General features: G+C 72.8%; 24 protein-coding genes and 1 tRNA gene. 14 read left to right on the top strand and 11 right to left on the bottom strand.

The features are described from left to right. Positions 1–101: 101 nt before the first annotated feature. Entirely contained in the window at positions 102–1,034 is a 933-nt protein-coding gene (locus tag ACZ4UB_RS28645) for a 1-phosphofructokinase family hexose kinase (protein ID WP_354381322.1), read from the top strand. 22 nt (positions 1,035–1,056) lie between these two features. Here ACZ4UB_RS28645 and ACZ4UB_RS28640 read toward each other — a convergent pair whose 3' ends face one another. Then, positions 1,057–2,061 carry a CBM35 domain-containing protein gene (locus ACZ4UB_RS28640; protein ID WP_468074478.1) on the bottom strand — a complete coding sequence of 335 codons (1,005 nt, stop codon included), beginning with the start codon at positions 2,059–2,061 and terminating at the stop codon, positions 1,057–1,059. Between the two features lie 79 nt (positions 2,062–2,140). Continuing rightward, entirely contained in the window at positions 2,141–3,868 is a 1,728-nt protein-coding gene (gene cdgB / locus ACZ4UB_RS28635; RefSeq protein ID WP_468074476.1) for a diguanylate cyclase CdgB, read from the bottom strand. A 289-nt stretch (positions 3,869–4,157) separates the two neighbouring features. Between cdgB and ACZ4UB_RS28630 the strand changes: the two genes are divergently transcribed. Continuing rightward, positions 4,158–4,793: a flavin reductase family protein gene (locus ACZ4UB_RS28630; RefSeq protein WP_468074474.1), complete on the top strand. Its 636-nt coding sequence runs from the start codon at positions 4,158–4,160 to the stop codon at positions 4,791–4,793. A gap of 52 nt (positions 4,794–4,845) precedes the next feature. Here the strand turns inward: ACZ4UB_RS28630 and arfB are convergent, their stop codons facing one another. After that, a complete protein-coding gene (gene arfB, locus ACZ4UB_RS28625) occupies positions 4,846–5,271 on the bottom strand; it encodes an alternative ribosome rescue aminoacyl-tRNA hydrolase ArfB (protein ID WP_468074472.1) in 426 nt (141 codons plus the stop codon). A gap of 204 nt (positions 5,272–5,475) precedes the next feature. Here arfB and ACZ4UB_RS28620 point away from each other — a divergent pair, with 204 nt between their 5' ends. Both ACZ4UB_RS28620 and ACZ4UB_RS28615 read left to right on the top strand, forming a co-directional pair. Beyond that, positions 5,476–6,051 carry a TerD family protein gene (locus ACZ4UB_RS28620; protein ID WP_468074470.1) on the top strand — a complete coding sequence of 192 codons (576 nt, stop codon included), beginning with the start codon at positions 5,476–5,478 and terminating at the stop codon, positions 6,049–6,051. A 149-nt stretch (positions 6,052–6,200) separates the two neighbouring features. After that, positions 6,201–6,755: a GNAT family N-acetyltransferase gene (locus tag ACZ4UB_RS28615; protein WP_468074468.1), complete on the top strand. Its 555-nt coding sequence runs from the start codon at positions 6,201–6,203 to the stop codon at positions 6,753–6,755. Here ACZ4UB_RS28615 and ACZ4UB_RS28610 read toward each other — a convergent pair. Both ACZ4UB_RS28610 and ACZ4UB_RS28605 read right to left on the bottom strand, forming a co-directional pair. After that, positions 6,739–8,169: a M1 family metallopeptidase gene (locus ACZ4UB_RS28610; protein WP_468074466.1), complete on the bottom strand. Its 1,431-nt coding sequence runs from the start codon at positions 8,167–8,169 to the stop codon at positions 6,739–6,741. The two genes, ACZ4UB_RS28615 and ACZ4UB_RS28610, sit on opposite strands and share 17 nt — an antisense overlap. Before the next feature lie 37 nt (positions 8,170–8,206). Further along, positions 8,207–8,749 (bottom strand): GlcG/HbpS family heme-binding protein, encoded by a 543-nt coding sequence (locus ACZ4UB_RS28605; protein ID WP_354381230.1) that lies wholly within the window; start codon positions 8,747–8,749, stop codon positions 8,207–8,209. 499 nt (positions 8,750–9,248) lie between these two features. Between ACZ4UB_RS28605 and ACZ4UB_RS28600 the strand changes: the two genes are divergently transcribed. From ACZ4UB_RS28600 to ACZ4UB_RS28585, 4 genes are all read left to right on the top strand, one after another. Beyond that, positions 9,249–10,463 (top strand): sensor histidine kinase, encoded by a 1,215-nt coding sequence (locus tag ACZ4UB_RS28600; protein ID WP_468074463.1) that lies wholly within the window; start codon positions 9,249–9,251, stop codon positions 10,461–10,463. Continuing rightward, positions 10,460–11,089, top strand: coding sequence for a response regulator transcription factor (locus tag ACZ4UB_RS28595; protein ID WP_354381228.1), 630 nt, complete (start codon positions 10,460–10,462; stop codon positions 11,087–11,089). The genes ACZ4UB_RS28600 and ACZ4UB_RS28595 overlap by 4 nt, the downstream gene beginning before the upstream one ends. Positions 11,090–11,290: 201 nt before the next feature. Further along, a complete protein-coding gene (locus tag ACZ4UB_RS28590; protein WP_468074461.1) occupies positions 11,291–12,802 on the top strand; it encodes a M4 family metallopeptidase in 1,512 nt (503 codons plus the stop codon). Positions 12,803–12,903: 101 nt separating this feature from the next. Further along, the gene (locus tag ACZ4UB_RS28585) at positions 12,904–13,407 is read left to right on the top strand and encodes a hypothetical protein (RefSeq protein ID WP_468074459.1); all 504 of its coding nucleotides are present in this window, start codon (positions 12,904–12,906) and stop codon (positions 13,405–13,407) included. A gap of 200 nt (positions 13,408–13,607) precedes the next feature. On the opposite strand, the gene ACZ4UB_RS28580 is transcribed toward ACZ4UB_RS28585, so the two are convergent. Then, complete coding sequence (locus tag ACZ4UB_RS28580) at positions 13,608–14,267, bottom strand: pentapeptide repeat-containing protein (protein WP_468074457.1); 660 nt, start codon at positions 14,265–14,267, stop codon at positions 13,608–13,610. Positions 14,268–14,360: 93 nt separating this feature from the next. Here ACZ4UB_RS28580 and ACZ4UB_RS28575 point away from each other — a divergent pair, with 93 nt between their 5' ends. Then, complete coding sequence (locus ACZ4UB_RS28575; protein ID WP_468074455.1) at positions 14,361–15,365, top strand: zinc-binding dehydrogenase; 1,005 nt, start codon at positions 14,361–14,363, stop codon at positions 15,363–15,365. Between the two features lie 20 nt (positions 15,366–15,385). Here the strand turns inward: ACZ4UB_RS28575 and ACZ4UB_RS28570 are convergent, their stop codons facing one another. From ACZ4UB_RS28570 to ACZ4UB_RS28560, 3 genes are read right to left on the bottom strand one after another with little or no spacing between them, the layout of a single operon-like run. Continuing rightward, on the bottom strand, positions 15,386–15,856 hold the full coding sequence (locus ACZ4UB_RS28570; RefSeq protein WP_468074453.1) for a GNAT family N-acetyltransferase: 471 nt from the start codon (positions 15,854–15,856) through the stop codon (positions 15,386–15,388). 37 nt (positions 15,857–15,893) lie between these two features. Continuing rightward, entirely contained in the window at positions 15,894–16,805 is a 912-nt protein-coding gene (locus ACZ4UB_RS28565; RefSeq protein ID WP_468074451.1) for an aminoglycoside phosphotransferase family protein, read from the bottom strand. A gap of 42 nt (positions 16,806–16,847) precedes the next feature. Continuing rightward, on the bottom strand, positions 16,848–17,570 hold the full coding sequence (locus tag ACZ4UB_RS28560; RefSeq protein WP_468074449.1) for a DsbA family protein: 723 nt from the start codon (positions 17,568–17,570) through the stop codon (positions 16,848–16,850). A 150-nt stretch (positions 17,571–17,720) separates the two neighbouring features. On the opposite strand from ACZ4UB_RS28560, the gene ACZ4UB_RS28555 reads away from it, so the two are divergent. After that, a complete protein-coding gene (locus tag ACZ4UB_RS28555; RefSeq protein WP_468074447.1) occupies positions 17,721–19,118 on the top strand; it encodes an NAD(P)/FAD-dependent oxidoreductase in 1,398 nt (465 codons plus the stop codon). Positions 19,119–19,213: 95 nt separating this feature from the next. Here the strand turns inward: ACZ4UB_RS28555 and ACZ4UB_RS28550 are convergent. Then, positions 19,214–19,289: transfer RNA gene (locus ACZ4UB_RS28550), tRNA-Thr, on the bottom strand. A 159-nt stretch (positions 19,290–19,448) separates the two neighbouring features. Between ACZ4UB_RS28550 and ACZ4UB_RS28545 the strand changes: the two genes are divergently transcribed. Then, entirely contained in the window at positions 19,449–20,822 is a 1,374-nt protein-coding gene (locus tag ACZ4UB_RS28545) for an RNA-guided endonuclease InsQ/TnpB family protein (protein ID WP_468074445.1), read from the top strand. A gap of 199 nt (positions 20,823–21,021) precedes the next feature. Here ACZ4UB_RS28545 and ACZ4UB_RS28540 read toward each other — a convergent pair whose 3' ends face one another. After that, a complete protein-coding gene (locus ACZ4UB_RS28540) occupies positions 21,022–21,531 on the bottom strand; it encodes a hypothetical protein (RefSeq protein WP_468074443.1) in 510 nt (169 codons plus the stop codon). A gap of 124 nt (positions 21,532–21,655) precedes the next feature. Between ACZ4UB_RS28540 and ACZ4UB_RS28535 the strand changes: the two genes are divergently transcribed. The 3 genes from ACZ4UB_RS28535 to ACZ4UB_RS28525 all read left to right on the top strand — a co-directional run bounded on the left by ACZ4UB_RS28535 (position 21,656) and on the right by ACZ4UB_RS28525 (position 24,168). Beyond that, positions 21,656–22,744, top strand: coding sequence for an ABC transporter ATP-binding protein (locus ACZ4UB_RS28535; protein ID WP_468074441.1), 1,089 nt, complete (start codon positions 21,656–21,658; stop codon positions 22,742–22,744). 188 nt (positions 22,745–22,932) lie between these two features. Continuing rightward, the gene (locus tag ACZ4UB_RS28530) at positions 22,933–23,346 is read left to right on the top strand and encodes a hypothetical protein (protein WP_354381216.1); all 414 of its coding nucleotides are present in this window, start codon (positions 22,933–22,935) and stop codon (positions 23,344–23,346) included. 24 nt (positions 23,347–23,370) lie between these two features. Further along, on the top strand, positions 23,371–24,168 hold the full coding sequence (locus tag ACZ4UB_RS28525) for a nucleotidyltransferase family protein (RefSeq protein ID WP_468074439.1): 798 nt from the start codon (positions 23,371–23,373) through the stop codon (positions 24,166–24,168). The last annotated feature ends 132 nt before the right edge of the window (positions 24,169–24,300 follow it).

Raw genomic sequence — 24,300 nt, 5'->3', positions numbered from 1 at the left:
GCCAACCGGCTGCAACGGCACGGCGGTCGGCCCGGGGGACTGGGCCGACCGCCGTCATCTTTGGCATGATCCCGGCAGACCGAGACCCGGGGGTCCGCCACATGATCGTCACCGTCACGCTCAACACCGCACTCGACGTCACCTACCGGGTGCCGCGGATGCTGCCGCACGCCTCGCACCGGGTGTCCGACGTCATCGAACGCCCCGGCGGCAAGGGCCTCAACGTGGCCCGGGTGCTCGCCGCCCTCGGCCACGCCGTCACCGCCACCGGTTTCGCGGGCGGGCCCGCGGGCGAAGCGGTCCGCGCGGGCCTGGCCGCCCACGCGCCCGGGGTCCGCGACGCGCTGCTGCCCTGCGCGGGGCCCACCCGCCGCACGCTGGCCGTGGCCGACGCGGCGAGCGGCGACACCACCCAGTTCAACGAACCCGGCCCGCTGATCACGGCGCCGGAATGGGCCGCCTTCCTGGAGCGCTACGACGCCCTCGTGAGCTCCGGCGCGCAGGCCGTGGCCCTGTGCGGCAGCCTCCCGCCCGGCGTCCCCGTCGGCGCCTACGCGCTCCTCGTCCGCCGGGCCCGCGCGGCCGGCGTCCCCGTGCTGCTCGACACCGGCGGCGAGGCCCTGCGCCGCGGGATCGCCGCCCGGCCCGACATGATCAAGCCGAACTCCACCGAACTCGCCGAGCTGACCGGCTCCCGCGACCCGCTCCCCGCCACCCGCGACGCCCGCCGCCGCGGCGCCCACGCGGTGATCACCTCGCTGGGCCCGGCCGGCCTGCTCGCCGCCACGCCCCAGGGCGGCTGGCGCGCCACCCCGCCCCGCGCGCTGTCCGGCAACCCCACCGGAGCCGGGGACTCCGCCGTCGCGGGCCTCCTGTCGGCCCTGGCAGAGGGCCTGGACTGGCCCGCCCGCCTCGCCCGCGCCGTCGCCCTCTCGGCGGCCACCGTGCACTCCCCGGTGGCGGGAGAGTTCGACCCCCGCACCTACGAGGAGGTACGGGGGTCGGTCAGCGTCACGCCGACGCCCGATCAGTGACCGGACGGGCCCGGGGCCGGCGTCAGTTGTTCTCCAGCCACAGCTGGTCGATGACGACGTCGCACTGGTTGCCCGACTCGCACGAGATCTTGACGGTGTTCGCGCCGGCCTTGAGGTCGACCAACGAGTAGGTGTTGGTCCAGCCCTTGTCCCACTCGCCGGGCTTCGCGTTCGCCCAGTTCTTCATGTTGATCGGGCGGCTCTGCGCCTCGCCGTTGACCGTCAGCGTGGTGCTGCCGTCCTTGCCGGGCACGCCGTAGGTCATCTTCAGCTTGTACGAACCGGCCTTGGGCACGTCCAGCGACCAGGTCAGCGACGCACCGGGCTTGTTGAAGCCGCCCGCGTACTGACCGGTGCTCGACTTGGCGCCCGGGATCGTGTTCTGCACGAGCGCACCGCCCGCGAGGGCGAAACCGGAGCCCGTCGCGTCCGCCTTCGGCAGGTTCGCGGCCGGCGGGGCCGACGGCGAACCGCTCGGCGCCGGCGAGGACGGCTGCTGGGACTGCGCCTGGGTCGGGCCGGTCGGCTTGCCGTCCGCCTTCTCCTTGTCGCCGTCGCCGCCGAACATCACGGCCGCGCCGATGCCGATCGCCACGGCGGCGACCACCGCGACGGCGGCGATCAGCATGCCGCGGCGGCTGGAGCCGCCCTGCCCCGGACCCTGCTGGCCGCCGTGGTACTGCGGGGGCTGCTGCTGCGGCGGTACGCCGTAGCCGCCCGCCTGGAGCGTCTCCGGGGCCTGGTACTGCGCCTGGTAGGGGGGCTGGGTGGGGGGACCCTGCTGGTAGGGCACCTGCCCGCGCTGGCCGCCGTACGTGCGGTCGCCGACCGTGCGCACCTGGTTGTAGGAGGTCCTGGGGACACCCGGCTGCGCGCCACCGGCGGGGCCGGGGTAGCCGTATCCACCACCCTGTCCGGGCGGTGTGGCTCCGGCTGCCTGCCCGTCCTCGTAGAGGTAGCCGAACGGATCGTCGTCCTCGGGCTTGTTCGCCCCACCGTGCGAGCCGTTGTTCGCGGGCGTCGTCATCGCAGGTCACTCCTTTCGACCCACGGGAGCCTACCTCGAACAGGCGCGCTCCAGGTGTGGCGGCGCCCGGCGGACGGCCTCAGCCGGCCCTGCGGTGGGCCTTGGAGCGGGACCGCTTCTCGATGTACATCCGCTGGTCGGCGGAGCGCAGCACCTCGTCCGCGGACATTCCGCAGCTGGCCCAGCCGATCCCGAAACTCGCCCCCACCCGGACCGCCCGGCCGTCCACCCGGATCGGCGGGATGATCGCGTTGCGCAGCCGGACGGCGAGGTCCGCGGCGTCCGCGGCGCCGAGCCCGTCGGCCAGCACCACGAACTCGTCGCCACCCAGTCGGGCGACGGTGTCACCGTCCCTGACCCCGGTCGTCAGCCGCCGGGCCACCTCGATCAGCACCGCGTCGCCGGTGTGGTGCCCGAACCGGTCGTTGATCGACTTGAAGCCGTCGAGGTCACAGAAGAGGACGGCGAGCCCCTTGGTGCCGTCGTCGACCTCCGTCTCGGGCGCCACCGTGTGCACGTGGTGGTCGTACGGTCCCGGTCCCCCCGCGCCGCCCGGTCCCCCCGCACCACCGGGGCCGCCGGCCTGCCCGGGCACGCCGGGGAACTCGAAGGCGTCGGGCCCGGCGTCGGGGGGAAAGCCGTGCTCACCGGCACCACCCGCCCCGCCCAGCCCGTCGCGCCCCTCGAAGGCCGCGTCCAGGGCCTCCACCGCCGTCGCCCGCACGGACTGGGGCCGGCGACACAGCCGCGCGCCGAGCCGGGCCCGTAGCTCCGCACTGTTGGGCAGCCCGGTCAGCGCGTCGTGGCTGGCCCGGTGCGCGAGCTGGAGCTCGTGCCGCTTGCGCTCCTCGATGTCCTCGACGTGGGTCAGCAGGAAGCGCGGCCCGTCGGCCGCGTCCGCCACCACGGAGTTGCGCAGCGACACCCATACGTACGTCCCGTCGCGCCGCCCCAGCCGCAGCTCGGCCCGGCCGCCCTCGGCGGAGGTCCGCAACAGGGTGCCGATGTCCTCGGGGTGGACGAGGTCGGAGAAGGAGTAGCGGCGCAGGACGGACGCGGGCCGGCCGAGGAGGCGGCACAGCGCGTCATTGGTGCGCAGCAGCCGCCCGTGCTGGTCACCGCCCATCTCGGCGATGGCCATGCCGCTGGGCGCGTACTCGAAGGCCTGGCGGAACGACTCTTCGCTGGCCCGCAGCGCCTGCTGCTCGCGTTCGAGCCGGACCAGGGCCCGCTGCATGTTCGCACGCAGCCGCGCATTGCTGATCGCAATCGCCGCTTGGAAGGCGTACATCTGGAGGGCTTCGCGCCCCCAGGCGCCGGGGCGGCGTCCGTTGCGCGGCCTGTCCACCGAAATGACGCCCAGCAGTTCCCCGCCGGACGCGTACATGGGGGCGTAGAGCCGGTCCTCGGGGTGCCACTCGTCCTCGAACCGCGGATCGGGGCCCTCGGTGTGCCACTGGGGGACGTCGTCCTCGATCAGGACCCAGCCCTCGGTGTGCGGGATGAAGCGCAGCCCGTCCCAGTTCTCGCCCATCGTCAGACGGCGGTCCCAGGAGCCGCGGGAGCCCACGCGGCCGGTGATGAGGGCCTCCGCGGCGGGGTCGCCCGCGAAGGCGGCGACGACGAGATCACCGTCGGGGCGTACGAGGTTGACACAGGCGAGTTCGTAACCGAGCCCCACGACGATGCCGTCCACGACCGTCTGCAGGGTGTCCGCGAGACTCCGGGCCGTATTCAGCTCGGCGACCACCCTGTGCAGCTGCCGCAGGGTCGCAAGGCGGACGTACGGCTCCGACTCGGTCTCCATCGTTCGCTCTCCCCGAGACCTCGACAGCAACTCCAGGTTTGTCATCGGCGTTTCGTTGCGGTGTCCCGCCCACTGAATCACAGTGAGCTGTGCCGCAGGTACACAGGGTCAACAAATCTTGCCCTCTGTGACTCAAGTCACATGAGATGGATAATGGGGCCCTTGCCACCTGGGAGCGCTCCCCTACATTCCCGCGAGCAAACGATACGCCGGGCGCGTGGAAGACCGTGGGAAGTGGAGCCACGAAGACCTAGGCCGCGGGTCGCGGAGCACCCGGGACCACGGCCCGATGTGCCGGGCGGGACGCGGGACTAGCGTTCCCGGTGTGCTGAAGACGAGACCCGCGATACCCCTGATCCCCGCCGTGCTCCCCGCGCCCCCCGCCACCCCTCATGCTGAGGGAGTGAGCAACGACGAGTTCCGGGAAGCCATGTCCCGGCTGGCAGCGGGCGTGGTGCTGGTCACCGCACGCGAGGAACCCCTGTCCGCGGACGGCCCCGACGGCGAGGACGTCGGCATGACGGCGACCGCCTTCATGTCGGTCTCGCTGGACCCGCCGCTGGTCCTGGTGAGCCTGCGCGAGGGCTCCCGGATGGACGACCTGCTGGCCGAGCAGCCGCTGTGGGGGGTCTCGGTGCTCGCCGAGGCCCAGCGCCAGGTGGCGGGCCGGTTCGCGATGAAGGGCCGGATCAGCGACCGGCTGCTCTTCGAGGACCTGGCCCACACCCGGGGCCCGGCCAGCGGCGCACTGCTGATGGGCGGCGCGCTGGCCACCTTGGAGTGCCGGACCGAGAGCCGCGTCGAGGCGGGCGACCACACCCTGGTCATCGGGCGGGTGCTGAGCGCCGTCCTGCCGCCCCTGCCCCCGTCCGAAGGCGGGCCCCTCACCTACTTCCGGGGGCGCTACCGCCAGCTGGGGGCGTAATCGCCGGGGCGGGGCGCACGGACCGGGCGGGCGGCGCGTACGGTGCGCGCGCTCACCAGTCCCGGCCGGTGCGGCCGCGCTTGGTCTCGGCCCGCGCCTTCTTCTCGCGCAGCCGGCGCTCGTTGATCCCGCGCGGGATCTTCGTCGCCCGCCGCGGCTTCGGCGGCGGCGCCGTCGCCTCCGCCAGCAGCGCGGCCAGTCTGACCAGCGCCATCTCTCGGTTGCGCAGCTGCGAGCGGTGCTCGGAGGCCCGTACGGTCACCACCCCGTCCACCAGCCGGGACGCGAGCCGCTCCAGCGCCCGCGCTTGCCACACCTCGGGCAGCGCCTTGGTGGCGCCGAGGTCGAAGAGTAGCTCCACCCGGGAGTCGGAGGTGTTGACGTGCTGCCCCCCGGGCCCCGAGGAGCGCGAGAAGCGCCAGGCGAGCTCGGCCTCGGGCAGCACGACCGAACCGCGGATGACATAGGGACCAGGCATGCCCCTATGATCCGACGCCGCGCGCCCCCGCGTCACCCGCATTTCGCACGGGCCGCGGCCCGCGTTCCCCGCATTCCTGCCCGGGGCTGGAACCTCCGCACCCCCTCCCCGCGTTATGTCAGTCAGCGGTAACGTCACCAAGGCGTCAGAGGACGTCGCACGGCGTCGCAGGGCGCCGGCAGCACAGAGGAAAGGGACATCCCCATGGCTGTAAGCCTGTCCAAGGGCGGCAACGTCTCGCTCAGCAAGGAGGCTCCCGGCCTCGCCGCCGTCACGATCGGCCTCGGCTGGGACGTCCGTACCACGACCGGTGTCGACTTCGACCTCGACGCGTCGGCGATCGCGGTGAACCCGACGGGCAAGGTCGTCTCCGACGGCCACTTCGTCTTCTTCAACAACAAGTCCACCCCGGACCAGACCATCGTGCACACCGGTGACAACCGCACCGGCGAGGGCTCCGGCGACGACGAGTCCATCAACGTCAACCTGGCGGGCCTGCCGGCCGACGTGGACAAGATCGTCTTCCCGGTCTCCATCTACGACGCCGACGCCCGCAGCCAGAACTTCGGCCAGGTCCGCAACGCGTACATCCGCGTCGTGAACCAGGCCGGCGGCGCGGAGATCGCCCGCTACGACCTCTCCGAGGACGCCGCCACCGAGACCGCCATGGTCTTCGGCGAGCTCTACCGCAACGGTGCGGAGTGGAAGTTCCGCGCGGTCGGCCAGGGCTACGCCTCGGGTCTGACCGGCATCGCCCAGGACTTCGGCGTCAACGTCTAGTCACCGCCGCCCGTCACGACCGGCGCTGCCGGTCGCTGCCCTTGCGGCATCCCACCGAGGCCCCCCGCGCCCGTCCGCGCGGGGGGCCTCGGCGCACCCGCACGCGGGAGGGGACCCGCTCCCCGGTCACCGGTTGCTACGGTCACCGGGTGATCATCGAACCCCTCGTCCCCGTCGACGGCGCCCTGCCCGGCCCGGTCCTCACCGAGGTCGCCGCCCTCTACGCGACGAACCGCGCCTTCTTCGAACTCAGCGGAGACTTCCCCGACCCGGCGCGGATCACCGTCGAGCAGGTCGCGGCCGCGCTCGCCGACGAGCTCGCCCACGAGGGCTCCCAGGTGCTGCTGGCCCGCTCGGCCGGCCGCCTCGTCGGCCTGGCCGCCACCCTCGACCACCACCCCGACCCGGCCTCCGGCGACCCGGACCCCTGGATCGGCCTGCTGCTGATCGACGCGACCGCCCACCGCGCGGGGTACGGGCGTACGCTCGCCGCCCTCGTCGAGGACCGCTACCGCGCCGCCGGGCGCGACGGCCTGCGGCTCGCGGTGCTCGACGACAACGCCGCCGGCCTCGCCTTCTGGACCGCCCAGGGCTACACCGAACTGCGCCGGGCCCCGGACCTCGCACACGGCCGCCCCTGCACGGTCATGCGCAAGCCGCTCGGCGATCCCGCCGGGCCGGCCGGTCTCACCGACCGTCACTGACCTTCGGCTTGTCCTTCCCGTACAACCACACGTCCCAGACCTCGCCCAGGTCCTGCCCGGTCGACTTCTCGGCGTAGGCCGTGAAATCGCGCGTACCGGCGTTCCCGTGCCGGTGCTCGGCCGCCCAGCCGCGCACCAGCGCGAAGAAGGCCGGGTCCCCGACCTCCTGGCGGATCCGGTGCAGGACCATCGCACCCCGGTAGTACACGGGGTCGTCGGAGATGTGCTCGGGCCCCGGCGGCTCGGCCGGCGGGAACTCCCCCCACGGCCGGTCCGCGTCGGGATCGACGCGCGTGTCGCCCTCCAGGAAGGCGGTGAACCGGTCCTGCGCGCTCGCCCCGCCGTGGTCCTCCGACCACAGCCACTCGGCGTAGGTCGCGAAGCCCTCGTTGAGCCACATGTCCTTCCACGCCTTGGGCGAGACCGAGTTGCCGAACCACTGGTGCGCCAGCTCGTGCAGCACGAGCAGCTCGCTCGGCGCACCCGAGAACACCGGCCGGGTCTGCGTCTCCAGCGCGTAGCCGAGGGTGCCGCGCCGCTCGACGATCGCCCCGGTCGTGCCGAAGGGGTACGGCCCGAACCTCCCGCTCCCCCACTCCACCATCTCGGGCAACCGGCCGAGCGGACCCGCGCTGGCCGCCTCCTCCTCCGGCGCGACGGCGTCGTACACGGGGATCCCCGACGGCGTCTTCCCCGTCGTGATCCGGTACTTGCCGATGGCGGCCACCGCCAGGTAGCTCGCCATCGGCTCGGCGCCGTGCCACGCGAAGACCGTCCGCCCGGCGCCGTCGTCCGTCCGGGAGCGCAACTCCCCGTTGGACACCGCCTCGTACCCCTGCGGCACGGTGAGCGTGATGTCGTACGTCGCCTTGTCGCTCGGGTGGTGGTTGCCCGGGAACCAGGCCATCGAGCCGACCGGCTCGCCCACCCCCACCGCGCCGTCGTCCGTGGGGATCCAGCCCTCCTTGGAGTCGTCCACGTCGCGGATGACCTTGGGGGTGCCGGAGTAGCTCACCTGCGTGCGGAAGACCTCGCCCTTCACCAGCTCCTCGGCGGGGCGCACCGTCAGCTCGTTGCCCGTCCGGTTGAAGCGGGCGCCGGCGCCCTCGACGGTGACCCCCTTCACGTCGAGCCCCGCGAGGTCGAGGTTGAAGGAGCTGAGCCCCTGGGTGGCGCGGGCCGTGATGACGGCCGTCCCCGTCAGGTGCCGCTGACGGGGCTCGTAGCCGATCTGGAGCGCGTAGTGCTGTACGTCGTACCCGCCGTTGCCCGCCTTCGGGAAGAGCGGGTCGCGCAGCCCGGACGCCCCCGGCTTCCCCTGCACCGGACCGCCCGTACACCCGGTGAGCAGTACGAGGAGCAGGGCGAGGCCGGTCGCGACGGCGGGGGCGGGGAGCAGGGCGCGGTGATCCACGCTCCGATAGTAGGGGTGTCCTACATATCGGGACTTGCTACTTGCCGAGGGAGTCCGCGCCCGCCTTGGCGAACTTCTCGTCCAGGTCACCGCTCGGCGCGCCGGCCACGCCGATGCCCGCGACCGGGGCGCCGTTGGCCTGGACCGGCGTGCCGCCGCCGAGGAAGAGGGTGCCCGGGATGTCCTTCAGGTTCGGGGTCTGGGCGAGGCGGCCCACGAGGACGGAGGTCGGGGCGTTCCAGGACACGGCGGTGTACGCCTTGCGCTGCGCCGACTCGTAGGACTGCGGGCCGGCTCCGTCGCCGCGCAGGGTCACGATGGTGTTGCCGTTGCGGTCGACCACCGCGACCGTCACCTTCTGGTTCTCCTTCTGGGCCGCCTGCAGCGCGGCCTGGGCGGCGCGGGTGGCGGCGTCGACGGTGAGGTGGGTCGAGGTGGTGAAGTTCTTGTCGTCGGCCTTCTTCGCCGGGGCCGCGGCGGGGGCGGCGTCCGCCGCGCTGGCGCTGACGGCTCCGAAGGTGCCGGCGCCGAGGGCGAGGGCGAGGGCGGCACCGGTGAGGACGCGGGTACGGGTGTTCATGGCTGCTCCTGGGGTTACCGGGGTTACCGGGGTTTCGGCTACCCCCCGATCGTGTCCCGGCGCCCCACCCCACCGGATCCCCGCACCGGCTCCCCCACCCGCCCGCTCCGGCCGACCCGAAGGTCAACCGATCGGCCGATGCGAAGCCCTCCCGGGGGGCCCACGGTTGTCCTACCTCGGGCATCCCCCTCCAGCCCCGCCAACGGGCCCTCAAACGCCGGGCAGGCTGAATTCAGCCCCGCCGGCGCTTGAGGCGCGGGTTCGGGCGGAGCCCGGAACCCAGCCCCGCCGGCGTTTGAGGCGCGGCCTCAGGGGCCTCCGGCGGGCCCTCAAACGCCGGGCAGGCTGAATTCAGCCCCGCCGGCGTTTGAGGCGCGGGTTCGGGCGGAGCCCGGAGCTCGGCCTCGCCGGCGTTTGAGGCGCGGGCCCCGGCCCAGGACAGGCACGATGGACGGGACGCCCCGCCCACCACCCACTCCGGAGGAGGAAGAAGACCCCCGTGACCCCGCCCCCACCCAGCCGCACGCTCACCACCGTCGTCCACACCGCCTTCTTCCTCCTCCTCGCCAGCTCCGTGGCCCGCTTCCTCCTGCGCCACCCCGGCGAACCCCGCACCCCGTGGATCATCGCCCTGAGCATCACCCTGGCCCTGCTCTACGTCCTCGGCCCGACCACGGCCGGAGCCACCGCCAAAACCACGACCACCGGCACGGCCAAACCCACCCCCCGCCACCTCACCTGGCTCACCCTCGTCGTCACCACCTGGGTGGTCCTCGTCGTCCTCGCCCCCAGCTTCGCCTGGTGCGCCGTCCCGCTCTTCTACACCGCCCTGCGCACCCTCCCGCCCCGCGCCGCCGTCGTCCTCGTCGCCCTCCTCACCGCCTTCGTGGTCGCCGCCCAGCTCAAGCTCGCCACCGCCTTCGACCCGAACCTGCTGCTGGCCCCGCCCGCCGTCGCCGCCCTCGCGACCGCCGTGTTCGTCCACATGGAGCGCCAGACCCAGGCCCAGCGCACCCTCATCGACGACCTCATCCGCACCCGCCGGGAGCTGGCCGCCACCGAACGCCGCGAAGGCACCCTCGCCGAGCGCCAGCGCCTGTCCATGGAGATCCACGACACCCTCGCCCAGAACCTCTCCAGCCAGCAGATGCTGCTCCAGGCCGCCGAGCGGACCTGGGACGCGGACCCGGCCACCGCCCGCGCGCACGTCCGTACCGCCACCGGCATCGCCGCCCGCGGCCTCGCCGAGGCGCGCCGCCTGGTGCACGACCTGGCCCCCTCCGAACTCGCCGACGGCGTCCCCCTCACCGAGGCGCTCCGCGGCCTGGACGCCGGCCCCGAGGTCACCGTCCGCTTCCACCTGGAGGGCGCGCCCGTACCGCTCCCGGCCCGCACCCAGTCCGCGCTGCTGCGCATCGCCCAGGGCGCCCTCGCCAACGTCCGCGAGCACTCCGGCGCCCGCACCGCGGCCCTCACCCTCAGCTTCCTCGGCGACCAGGTGGTCCTGGACGTCGCGGACGACGGCCGCGGCTTCCCCGCGCCCGGAGGCACCTCCGGGACGCCCGCGCCCGGCCGCCCCGACCGGGGCCACGGCCTGCCCGCGATGCGCGCCCGCGTCCGCCAACTGGGCGGCACGCTGACCGTCGAGTCCACCCCCGCCGAGGGCACCGTCCTCTCCGCCGCGCTGCCCCTCAACCCCCTGGAGCCCCGATGACGACGATCCTCCTCTGCGACGACCACCTCGTCGTACGGGCGGGCCTGCTCGCCCTGCTCGGCAGCGAGCCGGACATCGAGGTGGTCGGCGAGGCCGGCAGCGGCGAGGAGGCGGTCGCCCTGGCCGCCGCGCTGCGGCCGGACGTCGTCCTGATGGACCTCCAACTCGGCGAGGGCATCGACGGCATCGAGGCCACCCGCCGCATCGCCGCGCTCCCCGGCCCGCCGCCACCGCACGTACTGGTGCTCACGACGTACGACACGGACGCCGACATCACCCGCGCCATCGGCGCGGGCGCCACCGGGTACCTGCTCAAGGCCGAGCGGCCCGAGGAACTCTTCGCGGCCATCCACTCCGCCGCGCAGGGCCGCACCACCCTCTCCCCGCCGGTGGCCAGCAGGGTGATGGCCCACATGCGCGGTACGAAGCCCACCCTGACCGAGCGCGAACTGGACATCCTGGGCCAGCTCGCCCGGGGCCTGGGCAACCGGGACATCGCCCGCGCCCTGTTCATCAGCGAGGCCACCGTCAAGACCCACCTGGGCCGCATCTACGACAAGCTCGGCGTCGACACGCGCACCGGCGCCGTCTCGGTCGCCAAGGAACAGCGCCTCCTCCCCTCCTGAGCGCGCCCGGGCCCGTACCCGTACGCCGCCCCGCCCCCGCGGGCCCCCGCGCCCCCACCCGCCGTAATCCGGACAGTCACGCCCACTCTTCGGACAACCACGCCCCCGCGCCCGTCACATCCCTGTCCCATCAGCACCCTCCGCTGGCACGCTCCGCTCACGCGCCACACCCCGGCCGCCGCCGCCAGCGAAGGAGCCAGAGTGACCCACCCCGCGTCCTCCCCCCGCACCCTCGTCCGACTCGCCACCGCCACCACCGCGGTGCTCGCCGCCACCCTCGCCACCCTCGCCGCCCCGGCGAGCGCGACCCCGGCGGGACCGGCCGGACCGAACGGCCCCGCCGCCGCCACCGCCGAGCAGCTCACCGTCCGCCCCGGTGGAACCACCACCGACGGCGACGGCACCACCCACACCCACTACGACCGGACCATCGGCGGGATCCCCGTCCTCGGCGGCGACCTGATCGTCCACCAGCGCCCCGACGGCACCCGCACCACCACCGACAGCACCGCCCCGGCCGCCCTGCGGGCCGCCGCGGCCACCGCGGCCGCCACCTTCGCCGCCGCCCCCGCCGCCGCCCCCAGACCCGGCGCCCGCCGGATCATCTGGGCCGCGACCGACACCCCCGCCCCGGCCTGGGACACCGTCACCCGCACCCCCCGCCCCGACGGCACCCCGAGCGAACTGCACACCGTGACCGACGCCCGCAGCGGCGCCGTCCTCGGCTCGTACGACACCGTCCACGCGGGCAGCGGCAACAGCCAGTACGCCGGCACGGTCCCCCTCGGCACCAACCCCAGCGGCTCCCTCTTCCAGCTCCGCGACCTCCCCCGCGGCGACCAGCGCACCCTCGACGCCCAGAACCAGAGCTCCGGCGGGATCCTCTTCACCGACGCGGACGACATCTGGGGCAACGGCAAGCCCACCAACCGCCAGACCGCCGGCGTGGACGTCCACTACGGCACCGCCGTCACCTGGGACTTCTACCGCGGCTTCCTCGGCCGCAACGGCATCCGCGGCGACGGCCGCGGCGTCGTCTCCCGCGTCCACTACGGCACCAACTACAACAACGCCTTCTGGGACGACTCCTGCGGCTGCGTGAGCTACGGCGACGGCGCCCCCGGCAGCGGGAAGCCCCCCACCTCCCTCGACATCGTGGGCCACGAACTCGCCCACGGCCTGACCTCCGCCACCGCCGGACTGCTCTACTCCGGTGAAGCGGGCGGCCTCAACGAGGGCACCTCCGACATCCTCGGCACCGCCGGCGAGTTCTTCGCGGAGAACCCCACCGACATCGGCGACTACCTCATCGGCGAACGCGTCTACAAGGGCGCCCTGCGCACCATGGACCGCCCGAGCAGCGACGGCGTCTCCCGCGACTACTGGTCCAGCGACATCGGCAACCTCAGCCCCGACGCCGCCTCCGGCCCCGCCCGGCACTTCTTCTACCTCCTCGCCGAAGGCAGCGGCCGCAAGGTGATCAACGGAATCACCTACGACTCCCCCACCTACGACGGCTCGAAGCTGCTCGGCATCAGCCGGGAGAAGGCCGTCCGCGTCTGGTACCGGGCCCTGAGCACCTACATGACCTCGACCACGAACTACTCCCGGGCCCGCATGGCCACCCTCCAGGCCGCCACCGACCTCTACGGCGCCACCAGCCCCGAGCGCGCGGCGGTCGCCGCCACCTGGAACGCCGTCAACGTCCACTGACCCCGGAGTACGGCCGCGGGGAGCGCGCCGGAGGGCCCACGGGCTCCCCGCGAGCGCCCCTGCGGCCGCACGCACCCCCCACCCGTGACACCATCGACTACGTGCTCGACATCGGCTACTCCCTCTCCCGGCGCTTCCCGGACCCCCCGCAGACCGACTACCGCTCGGCGGACGTCCACTCCCTGCGCCACGACCTCTTCTGCGGCGACGTCTACCTCGCCGACACCACCGCGGACCGGGAAGTATCCACAGCCTGGGGATGGGTGCCCGTCCTGGACTTCGCCTGGGCGCTCTGCGACATCGTCGAGCAGCTCGACCAGGACCCCCGGGGCAGCCGCGCCGCGAACCGCCAGTACGCCGAACTCGACTTCACCGAGTCCTCGGACCGCATGCTCTTCGCGCGCCGCTTCGGCTGGGTCGACATCGAGGCCGACTGGATGGACCCCGAGGAAGCCCCCATCACCTTCAGCCACCGCCTGCTGCGCCGCGAGGCCCGCGACTTCCTCCACGACGTGATCGCGGACCTCACCGACATGCACGACGGGCTCGCCGACAACCCGACCATCTGGACCCTCCAGACCCGCTTCCCCCGCGTCCCGGCGTAGCCCCTGGAGGCCACCGGCACCGCCCCCTAGGCCCTGTCGTCAAAGTGCCGTCTGCCTCGCGACGCCTGGCACGCACTCTCGCCGCACCGGGCGAAAGCCAAGTACGTCCAGTACGCGGGCTTCCGCCCGGCACGGCGAGAGCACGCACCAGACGCCGCGGGGCCGCCCTTCGGGCGACGACGGCACTTTGACGACAGGACCTAGACCTCCACCCGCAGCCCCACCTGCGCCGCCAGCGCCGGAGCCAGGTCCAGCAGCTGCGGCGGGCTGATCACCGCACCCGCCAGCGACTCCACCCCCCGCGCGATGCCCAGCTCGACCGCGCCCCGCAGGTCCACGTCCGTCATCCGCGCCCCGCCGAAGTCCACCCCGCGCAGCGCGCAGTCACGGAACTCCACCCGCTCCAACACCGCGCCCGCGAAATCCGGCTCCACCAGGACGCAGCCCTCGAAGACCACGTCCTTCAGCCGGGCCTTGCGCAGGTTCAGGTAATCGATCTTCCCGCCGCTGACCAGCACCCGCTCCAGCACCGCCCCGTGCAGCTGCACCCCGCCCAGCCGCGCGTCCCGCAGCTCCACGTCGCGCAGCGAGGCCTCCGCCAGATCGGTGCCGACCCCGCGCACCCCCTCCAGCACCGCGTCCATGAACCGGGCCCGCGCCAGCCCCGTCTCGTCCAGGGCGCAGCGCCGTAGCGCGCAGTCCATGAACCGGGCCCCGACGCCCTCCTGCCCGCCCAGGTCCAGGTCCGCGAACTCCAGCCCGTCGTAGTCCCCGTCCGGCTCCAGCTCCACGTCCTCGAACGGTCGCAACTCCGGCAACCGCACCTCTGCCCGCCGCACAGCCTTCACTTTTCGCGCCATGCGCCCATCCTGACCCAGCCCACTGACAGCCGGGCGCCGGACCGGTCCCCCACCCTTGACCTCAACCACGCTTCAGGTTGTTGAGTCGACGCCATGCACGCCATCCGACTCCACGCCTTCGGCCCCGCCGAGAACCTCGTCCACGAGGTGACCGACACCCCCGTCCCCGCCCACGGCCAGGTCCGCATCGCCGTCGCCGCCGCCGGGGTCCACCTCCTCGACACCACCCTGCGCGAGGGACACCAGGGCCCCCTGCCCGCCCTCCCCGAGCTGCCCACCATCCCCGGCCGCGAGGTCGCCGGCACCGTCGACGCCCTCGGCCCCGGCACCGACCCGAAATGGCTCGGCCGCCGCGTCGTCACCCACCTCGGCTTCGCCCCCGGCGGCTACGCCGAACACGCCGTCGCCGACGCCGAACGCCTGCACCTCGTCCCGCCCGGCCTCGACCCCGCCGCCGCCGTCGCCATGATCGGAACCGGCCGCACCACCCTGGGCATCCTCGGCTTCACCGACCTCGGCCCCGACTCCATCGCCCTCGTCCCCGCCGCCGCCGGCGGCATCGGCACCCTCCTCGTCCAACACGCCAAGAACGCCGGGGCCACCGTCATCGCCCTCGCCGGCGGCCCCGCCAAGGCCGACAAGGCCCGCGCCAACGGCGCCGACCTCGCCCTCGACTACACCCGCCCCGACTGGCCCGCCACCGCCCGCGCCCACCTCGACGCCCGGCACGCCCCCGGCGCCACCGTCCTCTTCGACTCCGTCGGCGGTACGGTCGCCCGCACCGCCCTCGACCTGCTCGCCCCCGGCGCCCTGCACCTCGTCTTCGGCTGGTCCGGCGGCCCGCTCACCCTCACCGACACCGAACGCGCCACCCTCACCGCCCGCGGCATCACCACCCAGCCCGTCCTCGGCCCCGCCATGCTCCAGCGCGCCGGCGGCCCCGACCCCCTGCGCACCCTGGAGACCCGCGCCCTGGCCGAAGCCGCCGCGGGCCGCCTGCGCCCCGCCCTCCAGCGCTACCCCCTCGCCGAAGCCGCGGCCGCCCACCGCGCCCTGGAAACCCGCGCCACCACCGGCAAGGTCGTCCTGGAACCCTGACCCCACCAGCCCAAAGACACCTAACTCCCCAGCCGCGCCAACGCGTCGTCCGTCAGCCGGAACACCGTCCACTCGTCCTGCGCCACCGCGTCCAACGACTCGTAGAAGGAGATCGCCGGCTCGTTCCAGTTCAACACCCACCACTCCAGACGCTCGTAACCCCGCTCCCGGCAGAGCCCCGCCAACTCCCGCAGCAACGACTTCCCGTACCCACCACCGCGGTGCTCCGGGCGGACGTACAGGTCCTCCAGATAGATGCCGTGCACACCGCGCCACGTCGAGAAGTTCAAGAACCACAGCGCGAAGCCCGCCACCTCCCCCGCATCGGTCTCCGCGATGTGCGCGAACACCGCGGGCCGCTCGCCGAACAGGGCCTCCCGGAGCTGCTCCTCCGTGGCCCGCACCTCGTGCAGGGCCTTCTCGTACTCGGCGAGTTCACGCACCATCGCGTGAATCGCGGGGACATCGGCTTCGGTCGCTGTACGAATCATCCCCGCAGCCTAAGCCGCCGCCCCACCCCCACCCCGCTCACCGCCCGAGCAACAACCGCGCCACCTCCGCCTGCTCCGCCCCCAGGACCGACTCCCCGTCCGCCACGTCCCACACCGCGTTCTGCACCACGCGCCCCAACGTCCACGCCCGCGCCCGCTCACGGTCCACACCCAGCTCCCCCGCCAACACGTCGAAGCGCCACAGCACCTCATCCGCACGGAAGCGGTTCACGATCGCCGGCAACAACTCGAACCCCGGATCCCCCGACAACGGCTTCGGATCGATCGCCAGCCACGCCCCCCGCGCCCCGGTACGGACCCCCGCGCCCAACACGTTCCCGAAGTGCAGGTCCCAGTGCAGCAGCCGGTCCCCCGGCTCGCCCGCCACCTCCGCCAGCGCCGCCGCACAGTCCCGCAACAACCCCCGCTCCCCCGCGTCCACCAGCCCCGCCACCGCCCCCGGCACAGCCGCCGACAACCCCGCCGCGATCTCCCCCAACCCCCGCAACCCCACCGGAGCCGGCACCCGCGTCAGCCGCCCCAACAACCCCGCCACCACCCGCACCGCACCCCGCGCGTCCCCCTCCGCCTCCGCCAGCGCCGACAGCGGCCGACCCTCGTCGAGCCGCTCCAGCAACAGCGCCCCCGAACCCTCGTCGTGCTCCAGCAACCGCACGCACCCCTGCCCGTCCCAGGCCCGCAGCGCCAGCGCCTCCCCCGCGTTCTCCTCGTCCGGAAGGACGAGCTTGAGCACCGCCGCGCTCCCGTCGGCCCGCCGCACCGGCAACACCAACGCCGTCATCCCGTGCATCGCCCGACCCGCGCGCCGCAGCTCCCACCGCTCCAGGAAACGCTCCGCGAGCGCCGGCAACGCCGCCAGGAACTCCCGCCCCCGCGCACCGTTGAACTCCCGCTGCGCCTCGGCCAGCCCGTCCGGAATCTCGACCATGCCGCGACCCTACCGAGACCCCGCCGAGCGGCCCCCGCGCCGCTAGCCGATTCCGGCCGCCTTCAACGTCCCCGCGAACGCCGCCGCGTCGAACATCGACCCGTCCGTCCCCACCGGCTTCCCGTCCAGCAGCACCAGCGGCGTCCGGTCGTTGCCCGTCGCCTCGAAGCCCTTCTCCGCCTCGGCGACCCACCCCTCGTACGTCGTCCCCTTCACCGCCGCGTCGAAGTCCGCGCACCGCAACCCCGGCACCGCGGAGGCGATCTCCAGCAGGTGCCCCTCGGTGAACCGCCCCTTCGGCTGGCTGGCGAAGACCGCCGCGTGGTACTCCGCGAACTTCCCCTGGTCGAGCGAGGCCCGCAGCGCGTTCACCGCCTTGACCGAACCACTGGCCCCGCCCCGGTCCAGGAAGGACGCCAGCAGGTACTCCACCTTCACCTTCCCGGACCCGGCCAGCTCCGAGAGCGTCCGACCACCGCCCTCCTCGAACTTCGCGCAGTAGCCGCACCGCGGATCCACCAGCACCTGCACCGTCCGCGGCGCGTCCGCGCGGCCCACCACGATCTTCGAACCGTCCACCCGGGCCGGCAGCTTCGACAGGTCCCCGGCGATCGGGCTGGTCCGCACCACGCCGGCCGCCCCCTGCGAGCCCTCACCCCCGCCCGCGTCCGAGGAACAGCCCAGCACCGCCCCGCCCAACAACACCGCCGCGGCACCCAGCGCGACCACCCGCGCCGCCACGGCCGCCGTCATCCGCCTGCGCATCCGACCCACCCTCTCCGCACCCCGCACACCACAAATCGATGGATATATCCGGACTCCACCTTAGGAACCACCCCTACAAGGCCGCATCGGCCATAAGGCCCGCGATCGAGACCCTGGACACCCCCGCGGAACGCGGTGTACCACTCCCCCATGACCAGCGCGACGATCAACGGCGGCATCTCCTTCTGGTACGCCTCGGACGGCACCCCACCACCCCGCGAACCCCTCACCGGCGACGCCACGGCCGACGTCGTCATCGTCGGCGGCGGCTACACGGGCCTGTGGACCGCCTACTACCTCAAGCAGGCCGCCCCCTTCCTCCGGATCACCGTCCTGGAGCAGAAGTTCTGCGGCTACGGCGCCTCCGGACGCAACGGCGGCTGGCTCTACAACGGCATCGCCGGCCGCGACCGGTACGCCAAGCTGCACGGCCACGACGCCGCCGTCCGCCTCCAGAAGGCCATGAACGACACCGTCACCGAGGTCATCGACACCGCGGCGAAGGAAGGCATCGACGCCGACATCCACCACGGCGGCGTCCTCGAAGTCGCCCGCTCCCCCGCCCAACTGGCCCGCCTCAAGGCCTTCCACGCCGCCGAGACCGCCTTCGGCGAGAACGACCGCGTCCTGCTCGGCGCCCGCGACACCCGCGCCCGCGTCGACGTCGCCGACGCCGTCGGCGGCACCTGGAGCCCGCACGGCGCCCGCATCCACCCCGCCAAGCTCGTCACCGGCCTCGCCGCCGCCTGCGAACGCCTCGGCGTGACCATCCACGAATCCACCCCGGTCACCGCCATCGCCCCCAAACGGGCCGTCACCCCCTACGGAACCGTCCGCGCCCCCTACGTCCTGCGCTGCACCGAAGGCTTCACCGCCTCCCTCAAGGGCCAGAAGCGCTCCTGGCTCCCGATGAACTCCTCGATGATCGTGACCGCCCCGCTGCCCGCCGCCACCTGGGACTCCCTGGGCTGGGCCGACCGCGCCACCCTCGGCGACATGGCCCACGCCTACATGTACGCCCAGCGCACCGCCGACGACCGCATCGCCATCGGCGGCCGCGGGGTCCCCTACCGCTACGGCTCGCGCACCGACAACGACGGCCGCACCCAGCCCGCCACCGTCGAGGCCCTCACCACCCTCCTCACGTCCTTCTTCCCCCAGCTCACCGGCACCCCCATCACCCACGCCTGGTCCGGCGTCCTCGGCGTCCCGCGCGACTGGTGCGCCTCGGTCACCCTCGACCGGGCGACGGGCGTGGGCTGGGCCGGCGGCTACGTCGGCTCCGGGGTCGCCACCGCCAACCTGGCCGCGCGCACCCTGTGCGACCTGGTCCAGCAGGACTCCGGCCAGGGCGGCCCCACGGCCCTGACCACCCTCCCCTGGGTGAACCACCGCGTCCGCCGCTGGGAACCGGAACCCTTCCGCTGGCTCGGCGTCCAGGCCCTGTACGCCGCCTACCGCGAGGCGGACCGCCGCGAAACCCGCACGCACACCCCCACGACGACCCCCCTGGCCCACCTGGCCGACCGCATCTCGGGCCGCCACTGACCCCCGCAAACCCCCACGCAAAAGGCCCCGGGCAACCGCCCGGGGCCTTCCACTTCTGTACGAATCCCCTCGATCAACAACGCCCTGACCTGGGGTGGAGCCGCCTATCGGAATCGAACCGATGACCTGAGCATTACAAGGGCCCCGCTCTACCAACTGAGCTAAGGCGGCACACGTGACACTGCGCAGCGCACAGAATCGCCTTCACTCTACACAGCCGCCAGACCCCGCCGCGAAGACCTTTTCAGCCTCCGTAACCCCTCGCCCGTCAGTTCGTTCTACGTACTGAAGTACACGTCCGACTATCGGACCGTAGGGGTGGGAGGGGTCGTGGCCGAAGCCGCGGAGCAGAAGGAGCGCGTCATAGGCGCCGAGTCCAAGCGCCTCAAGCGCGAGGTCCTGGGCATCCCCGACCAACGCAAACATCAACAGCGTGCCGCCAAACCGCTCAAGAGCCGTACGAAGCAACCGGGCACGCAACAGCGGACGTACCGCTACCGCTTCTACCCCACCGATGCCCAGGCCGAGCAGCTGGTGCGGACGTTCGGCGCCTGCCGATGGGTCTACAACGAGGGCCTGGCCCTACGGGTGAAGGCCTGGGAGGAGCACCACGTCTCCCTCGGCTTCTCCGAGACCTCCCGCGCATTGACCGGCTGGCGCCGGGCCCCGGGGACCCCGTGGCTCCAAGAGGTGTCGTCGACCGTCCTCCAGCAGTCTCTCCGCCACCTCGACTCCGCGTTCAGCCGCTTCTTCAAGGGAACGGCGAAGTACCCGAAGCCGAAGCGCAAGCACCGGTCGCGGGACTCGGCTACGTACGTCCGCACCGGCTTCCGCTGGCACGAGGACCCCGAACGGCCCGGCACCGGGCACATAGCCCTGGCCAAGCAGACAGAACCCTTGGACGTGCGCTGGTCCCGCCCACTGCCCGCCGGGGTCACACCGGTGAAGCTGACGGTGACCCGTGACCGCGCCGGCCGCTTCTTCCTCTACATCCTCGTGGAGGAACTCATCGCCCAGCTGCCCACCGCGTTCCTCCCCGGTACGGATGCCCCGAAGGCCGTCGGGATCGACCTCGGCCTGGCCGCCCTGGTCACCCTGGACGACGGGAGCACGGTGGACCACCCGCGGCTGCTGAAGAAGTACGAGCGGAAGCTGGCCCGGCTCCAGAGAGAACTGCACCGCAAGCGGAAGGGCTCGTACAACCGCGGCAAGGCCCGCGCGAAGATCGCCAAGCTGTACGCCTTGATCAGTGACGTCCGTAAGGACGGCCTCGACCAGCTCACCACCCGCCTCGTGCACGAGAACCAAGTGCTCGTGGTGGAAGACCTGGCCGTGGCGAACCTCATGCGCACGAAACGGCTGAGCAAGGCCATCTCCGATGCCTCCTGGAGCGTCCTCCTCGACATGCTCCGGTACAAGGCGGCCTGGTACGGGCGCACCCTGGTCGTCCTCGACCGGTTCTTCCCCTCGACCCGGCGCTGCTCCACATGCCACACCAAGGGCGAGCGGCTCGATCTGTCCGTCCGGTCCTGGACGTGTGCCACGTGCGGCACCGTCCACGACCGCGACGGGAACGCAGCCGTGAACCTCCGCGATGAGGGACTGCGCCTGTACTGGCTGGTGGCGACGGCGCTTCCGCCGGGCAAAGTCCCGCCCTCGGTCATCCGCGCGTCGGATCTGCCCGAGTGCGTCACGGCCGCATAGGCCGTACGTGAACAACAACGGGCCGACGGGCCGTCGGTCTTCATGCCTGTGGAGTCTGTGTAAGACCTCCCGGCACATCCCTCAGGGCTGTGCCGGGCGGCAGCGGGCCGTGAAGCAGGAAGCGTCGCTCGCGAGGGCGGCATTGGGGTCAAAAGTGCGGTGCTCTGGCCCTTAGGTCAAAAAGCCGGGGCTCTACCCCTCACGCCCCCGGATAGCCCAGCCGGGCCAGCCACGGCGTGACCGCCGTCAGGGGGAGGCTCGGGTTGAGGGCGTCCACGACGGAGTCCGTCAGGGGGCGCAGTTCCCATACGTGGCGGACCGCGTCGAGGGGGAGCTCGGTCTCCCAGTAGTCCTCGGCGAAGTCGCGGTAGGCCTCCGGGGTTCCGGCCGCGAGGACCGCGAAGAGGTGGTCGGTGCCGTCGGGGTCCGGGACGCCGGCCGGGAACTCGACCGGGCCCGCCCGCCAGGCCGTGTCGCCGGTCTCGCGCCAGAAGACGGCGGTGGCGGCGAGCACGCCGTCTTCCGTGGCGAAGGCGGACTCCGTCAGCTGCGGCGCGAAGACCTCCGGTACGCCGTCGACCAGTCCGGGCCAACTCGCCCGGTCCTCGTCGGCCCACGGGCTCATCGGCGATTCGTGGTCGAAGCCGTATCCGAAGGCGCCGTCCGCGGTGAAATCGAAGCACGCCGGTGTGACGGTCGGGGAAGTCACCGGGGGCCGGGTACTGACAGGAGCGGGGTCTTCCGGGTAGCGTCGGGCGGAGTCCAGTGACTGGACTAGACCTTCCTACTCGGATCGTCCGGCACGTTCCTGCCGGTAGAAGGGATTCACCACCATGGCTTCTGTCACGTTCGACAAGGCGACCCGTATTTACTCCGGGGGCGACAAGCCCGCCGTGGACCAGTTGGAGCTGCACGTCGAGGACGGCGAGTTCCTCGTGCTCGTCGGGCCCTCGGGCTGCGGCAAGTCCACCTCGCTGCGCATGCTGGCCGGGCTGGAGGACGTCAACGGCGGCGCCATCCGCATCGGTGACCGCGACGTCACGCACCTGCCGCCCAAGGACCGGGACATCGCGATGGTGTTCCAGAACTACGCGCTGTACCCGCACATGTCCGTCGCCGACAACATGGGCTTCGCGCTCAAGATCGCCGGTGTGGACAAGGCCACGATCCGCAAGAAGGTCGAAGAGGCCGCGGACATCCTGGACCTGCGCGCGTACCTCGACCGCAAGCCGAAGGCGCTCTCCGGCGGTCAGCGCCAGCGCGTGGCGATGGGCCGTGCGATCGTGCGCCAGCCGCAGGTGTTCCTGATGGACGAGCCGCTGTCCAACCTGGACGCCAAGCTCCGCGTCAGCACCCGCACGCAGATCGCGAGCCTGCAGCGCCGTCTGGGCATCACCACCGTGTACGTCACCCACGACCAGGTCGAGGCCATGACCATGGGCGACCGGGTCGCGGTGCTCAAGGACGGCCTGCTCCAGCAGGTGGACACCCCGCGCAACATGTACGACCGTCCGGCGAACCTGTTCGTCGCCGGCTTCATCGGTTCGCCCGCGATGAACCTGGTCGAGGTCGCGATCACCGACGGCGGCGTGAAGTTCGGGGACGCCCTGGTCCCGATCGCCCGCGAGGCGCTCTCGGCCGCCGCGGACGCCGGTGACCGCACGGTGACGGTCGGCGTGCGACCCGAGCACTTCGACATCGCCGCCGAGGGCGGCCTGGCCGTCACGGTCAACGTGGTCGAGGAGCTGGGTGCGGACGGCTACGTCTACGGCACGGCGACGATCGACGGCAAGCCGCAGGACATCGTGGTCCGGGTCAACGGCCGTCAGGTGCCGGAGAAGGGCGCGGTGCTGAACGTGGTCCCGCGCGCGGGCGAGACCCACGTGTTCGCGACCTCGTCGGGCGAGCGCCTCGCCAACTGATCGACCAACTGATCAACGGGTAGGGGGCGTTGGGCGCGCAGGAGTGCGCCCAACGCCCTTTTACCCCGGCAGACCGTCGCTTTTCGAGCACCGTTCGTCAATGCCCCATTCGAAAAGCCACGTCGAACCATCCCCCGACCGGGTGACTAAATGTCGCCAAATCTTCACCGAGCGCTACTCTCGCCCTCGTGACCCACTCTGCCCGCCGTATCGGCCGTTCCCTCGCCCTGGTCCTGCCCGTCGTCCTGGTCCTGTCCGGGACCCTCGCGGTCACCATGGTTCCCTGGGCCGACAGCACTCCGTCCCAGATCCTCACCGCCTCCTCCGAGAACGTGAACGTTCCCGCGAAGCCCCTCGCCGCGCAGGACGCGCTGCGCGAGAAGCTGCTCGGCGAACTGCAGCAGGGCAAGGAGCCCGGCGTCGTCCTCACGCACCTCCAACAGGAGGTGGACCGGCGGCCGTCGCTCGCCGACCACTGCGTGGGCATCGCCCGGGCGATCGGCCGGGCGGCCGTGGACGCGTACGGGCCCACGAAGGCCCAGTCCTTCGCGCGCCCCGTGTGCGACACGTCGTACGCGGCCGGCGTCGCCTCCTTCAGCTGACCCGGCAGCCCTAGGCTGCCCCGTATGACGGACGCCCCCGCAGCCACCGACACCCCGCCCGCCCCGCCCGTTCGGCATCCCGCGGCCGCGGACCCGCTCCCGTCCCCCCAGGCGCCCACCCAGGCGGTGGTCCTGGCGGGCGGGCAGGGTTCGCGGCTGCGGCCGTACACGGACGACCGGCCGAAGCCGATGGTGGAGATCCCGGGGACCGGGACGCCCATCATCGGGCACCAACTGGCCTGGCTGGCGGCCGAGGGCGTCACCGACGTGGTGATCTCCTGCGGGCACCTCGCCGGGGTGCTCCAGGACTGGCTGGCCGGGGCCGACCTGCCGTTGCGGGTCAGCACGGTGGTGGAGGACGAGCCGCTGGGCCGCGGCGGCGGTCTGAAGTACGCCGCCGCGCACCTGCCGCACCCGGACGCGCCGTGGTACGCGACCAACGGCGACATCTGGACCCGCTTCTCACTGCGGGAGATGGCCGCCTTCCACGCCGAGCGCGCGGCGACCGCGACGCTCGCGCTCGCCCGGCCGCGGATTCCGTGGGGGGCGGTGGAGACGAACGAGTTCGGTCAGGTCCTGGACTTCATCGAGTCCCCGCCGTCGCCTTATCTGATCAACGCCGGCGTGTACGTCTTCGCGGCCGAATTCACCGCGCTCCTGCCCGACTTGGGCGACCACGAGCGCACCACCTTCCCGCGGCTGGCCCGCGAGCGCCGCCTGGCGGGCTTCCCGCTGCCCCAGGGCGCCTACTGGCGGGCGATCGACACGGCGAAGGACCTGACCGAGGCCGCGCGCGAGTTGGCGGCCCACAGGCCCGTCTAGGCCCTGGGGGGGGGGGGGGGGGGGGGGGGGTTGTGTGGTGGGGGGGGGGGAAGCGGGGGGGGGGGGGGTTTTTCCCACGACAACCACTTTCCCCCACCCTAAAAAGCTGGGGGGGTGACTCTTGGCCCCCTT

This window comes from Streptomyces sp. NPDC028419, from assembly GCF_055565515.1.
Note: the sequence above shows the minus strand (reverse complement) of the source record. Positions and strands in the feature narration are given on the sequence as shown.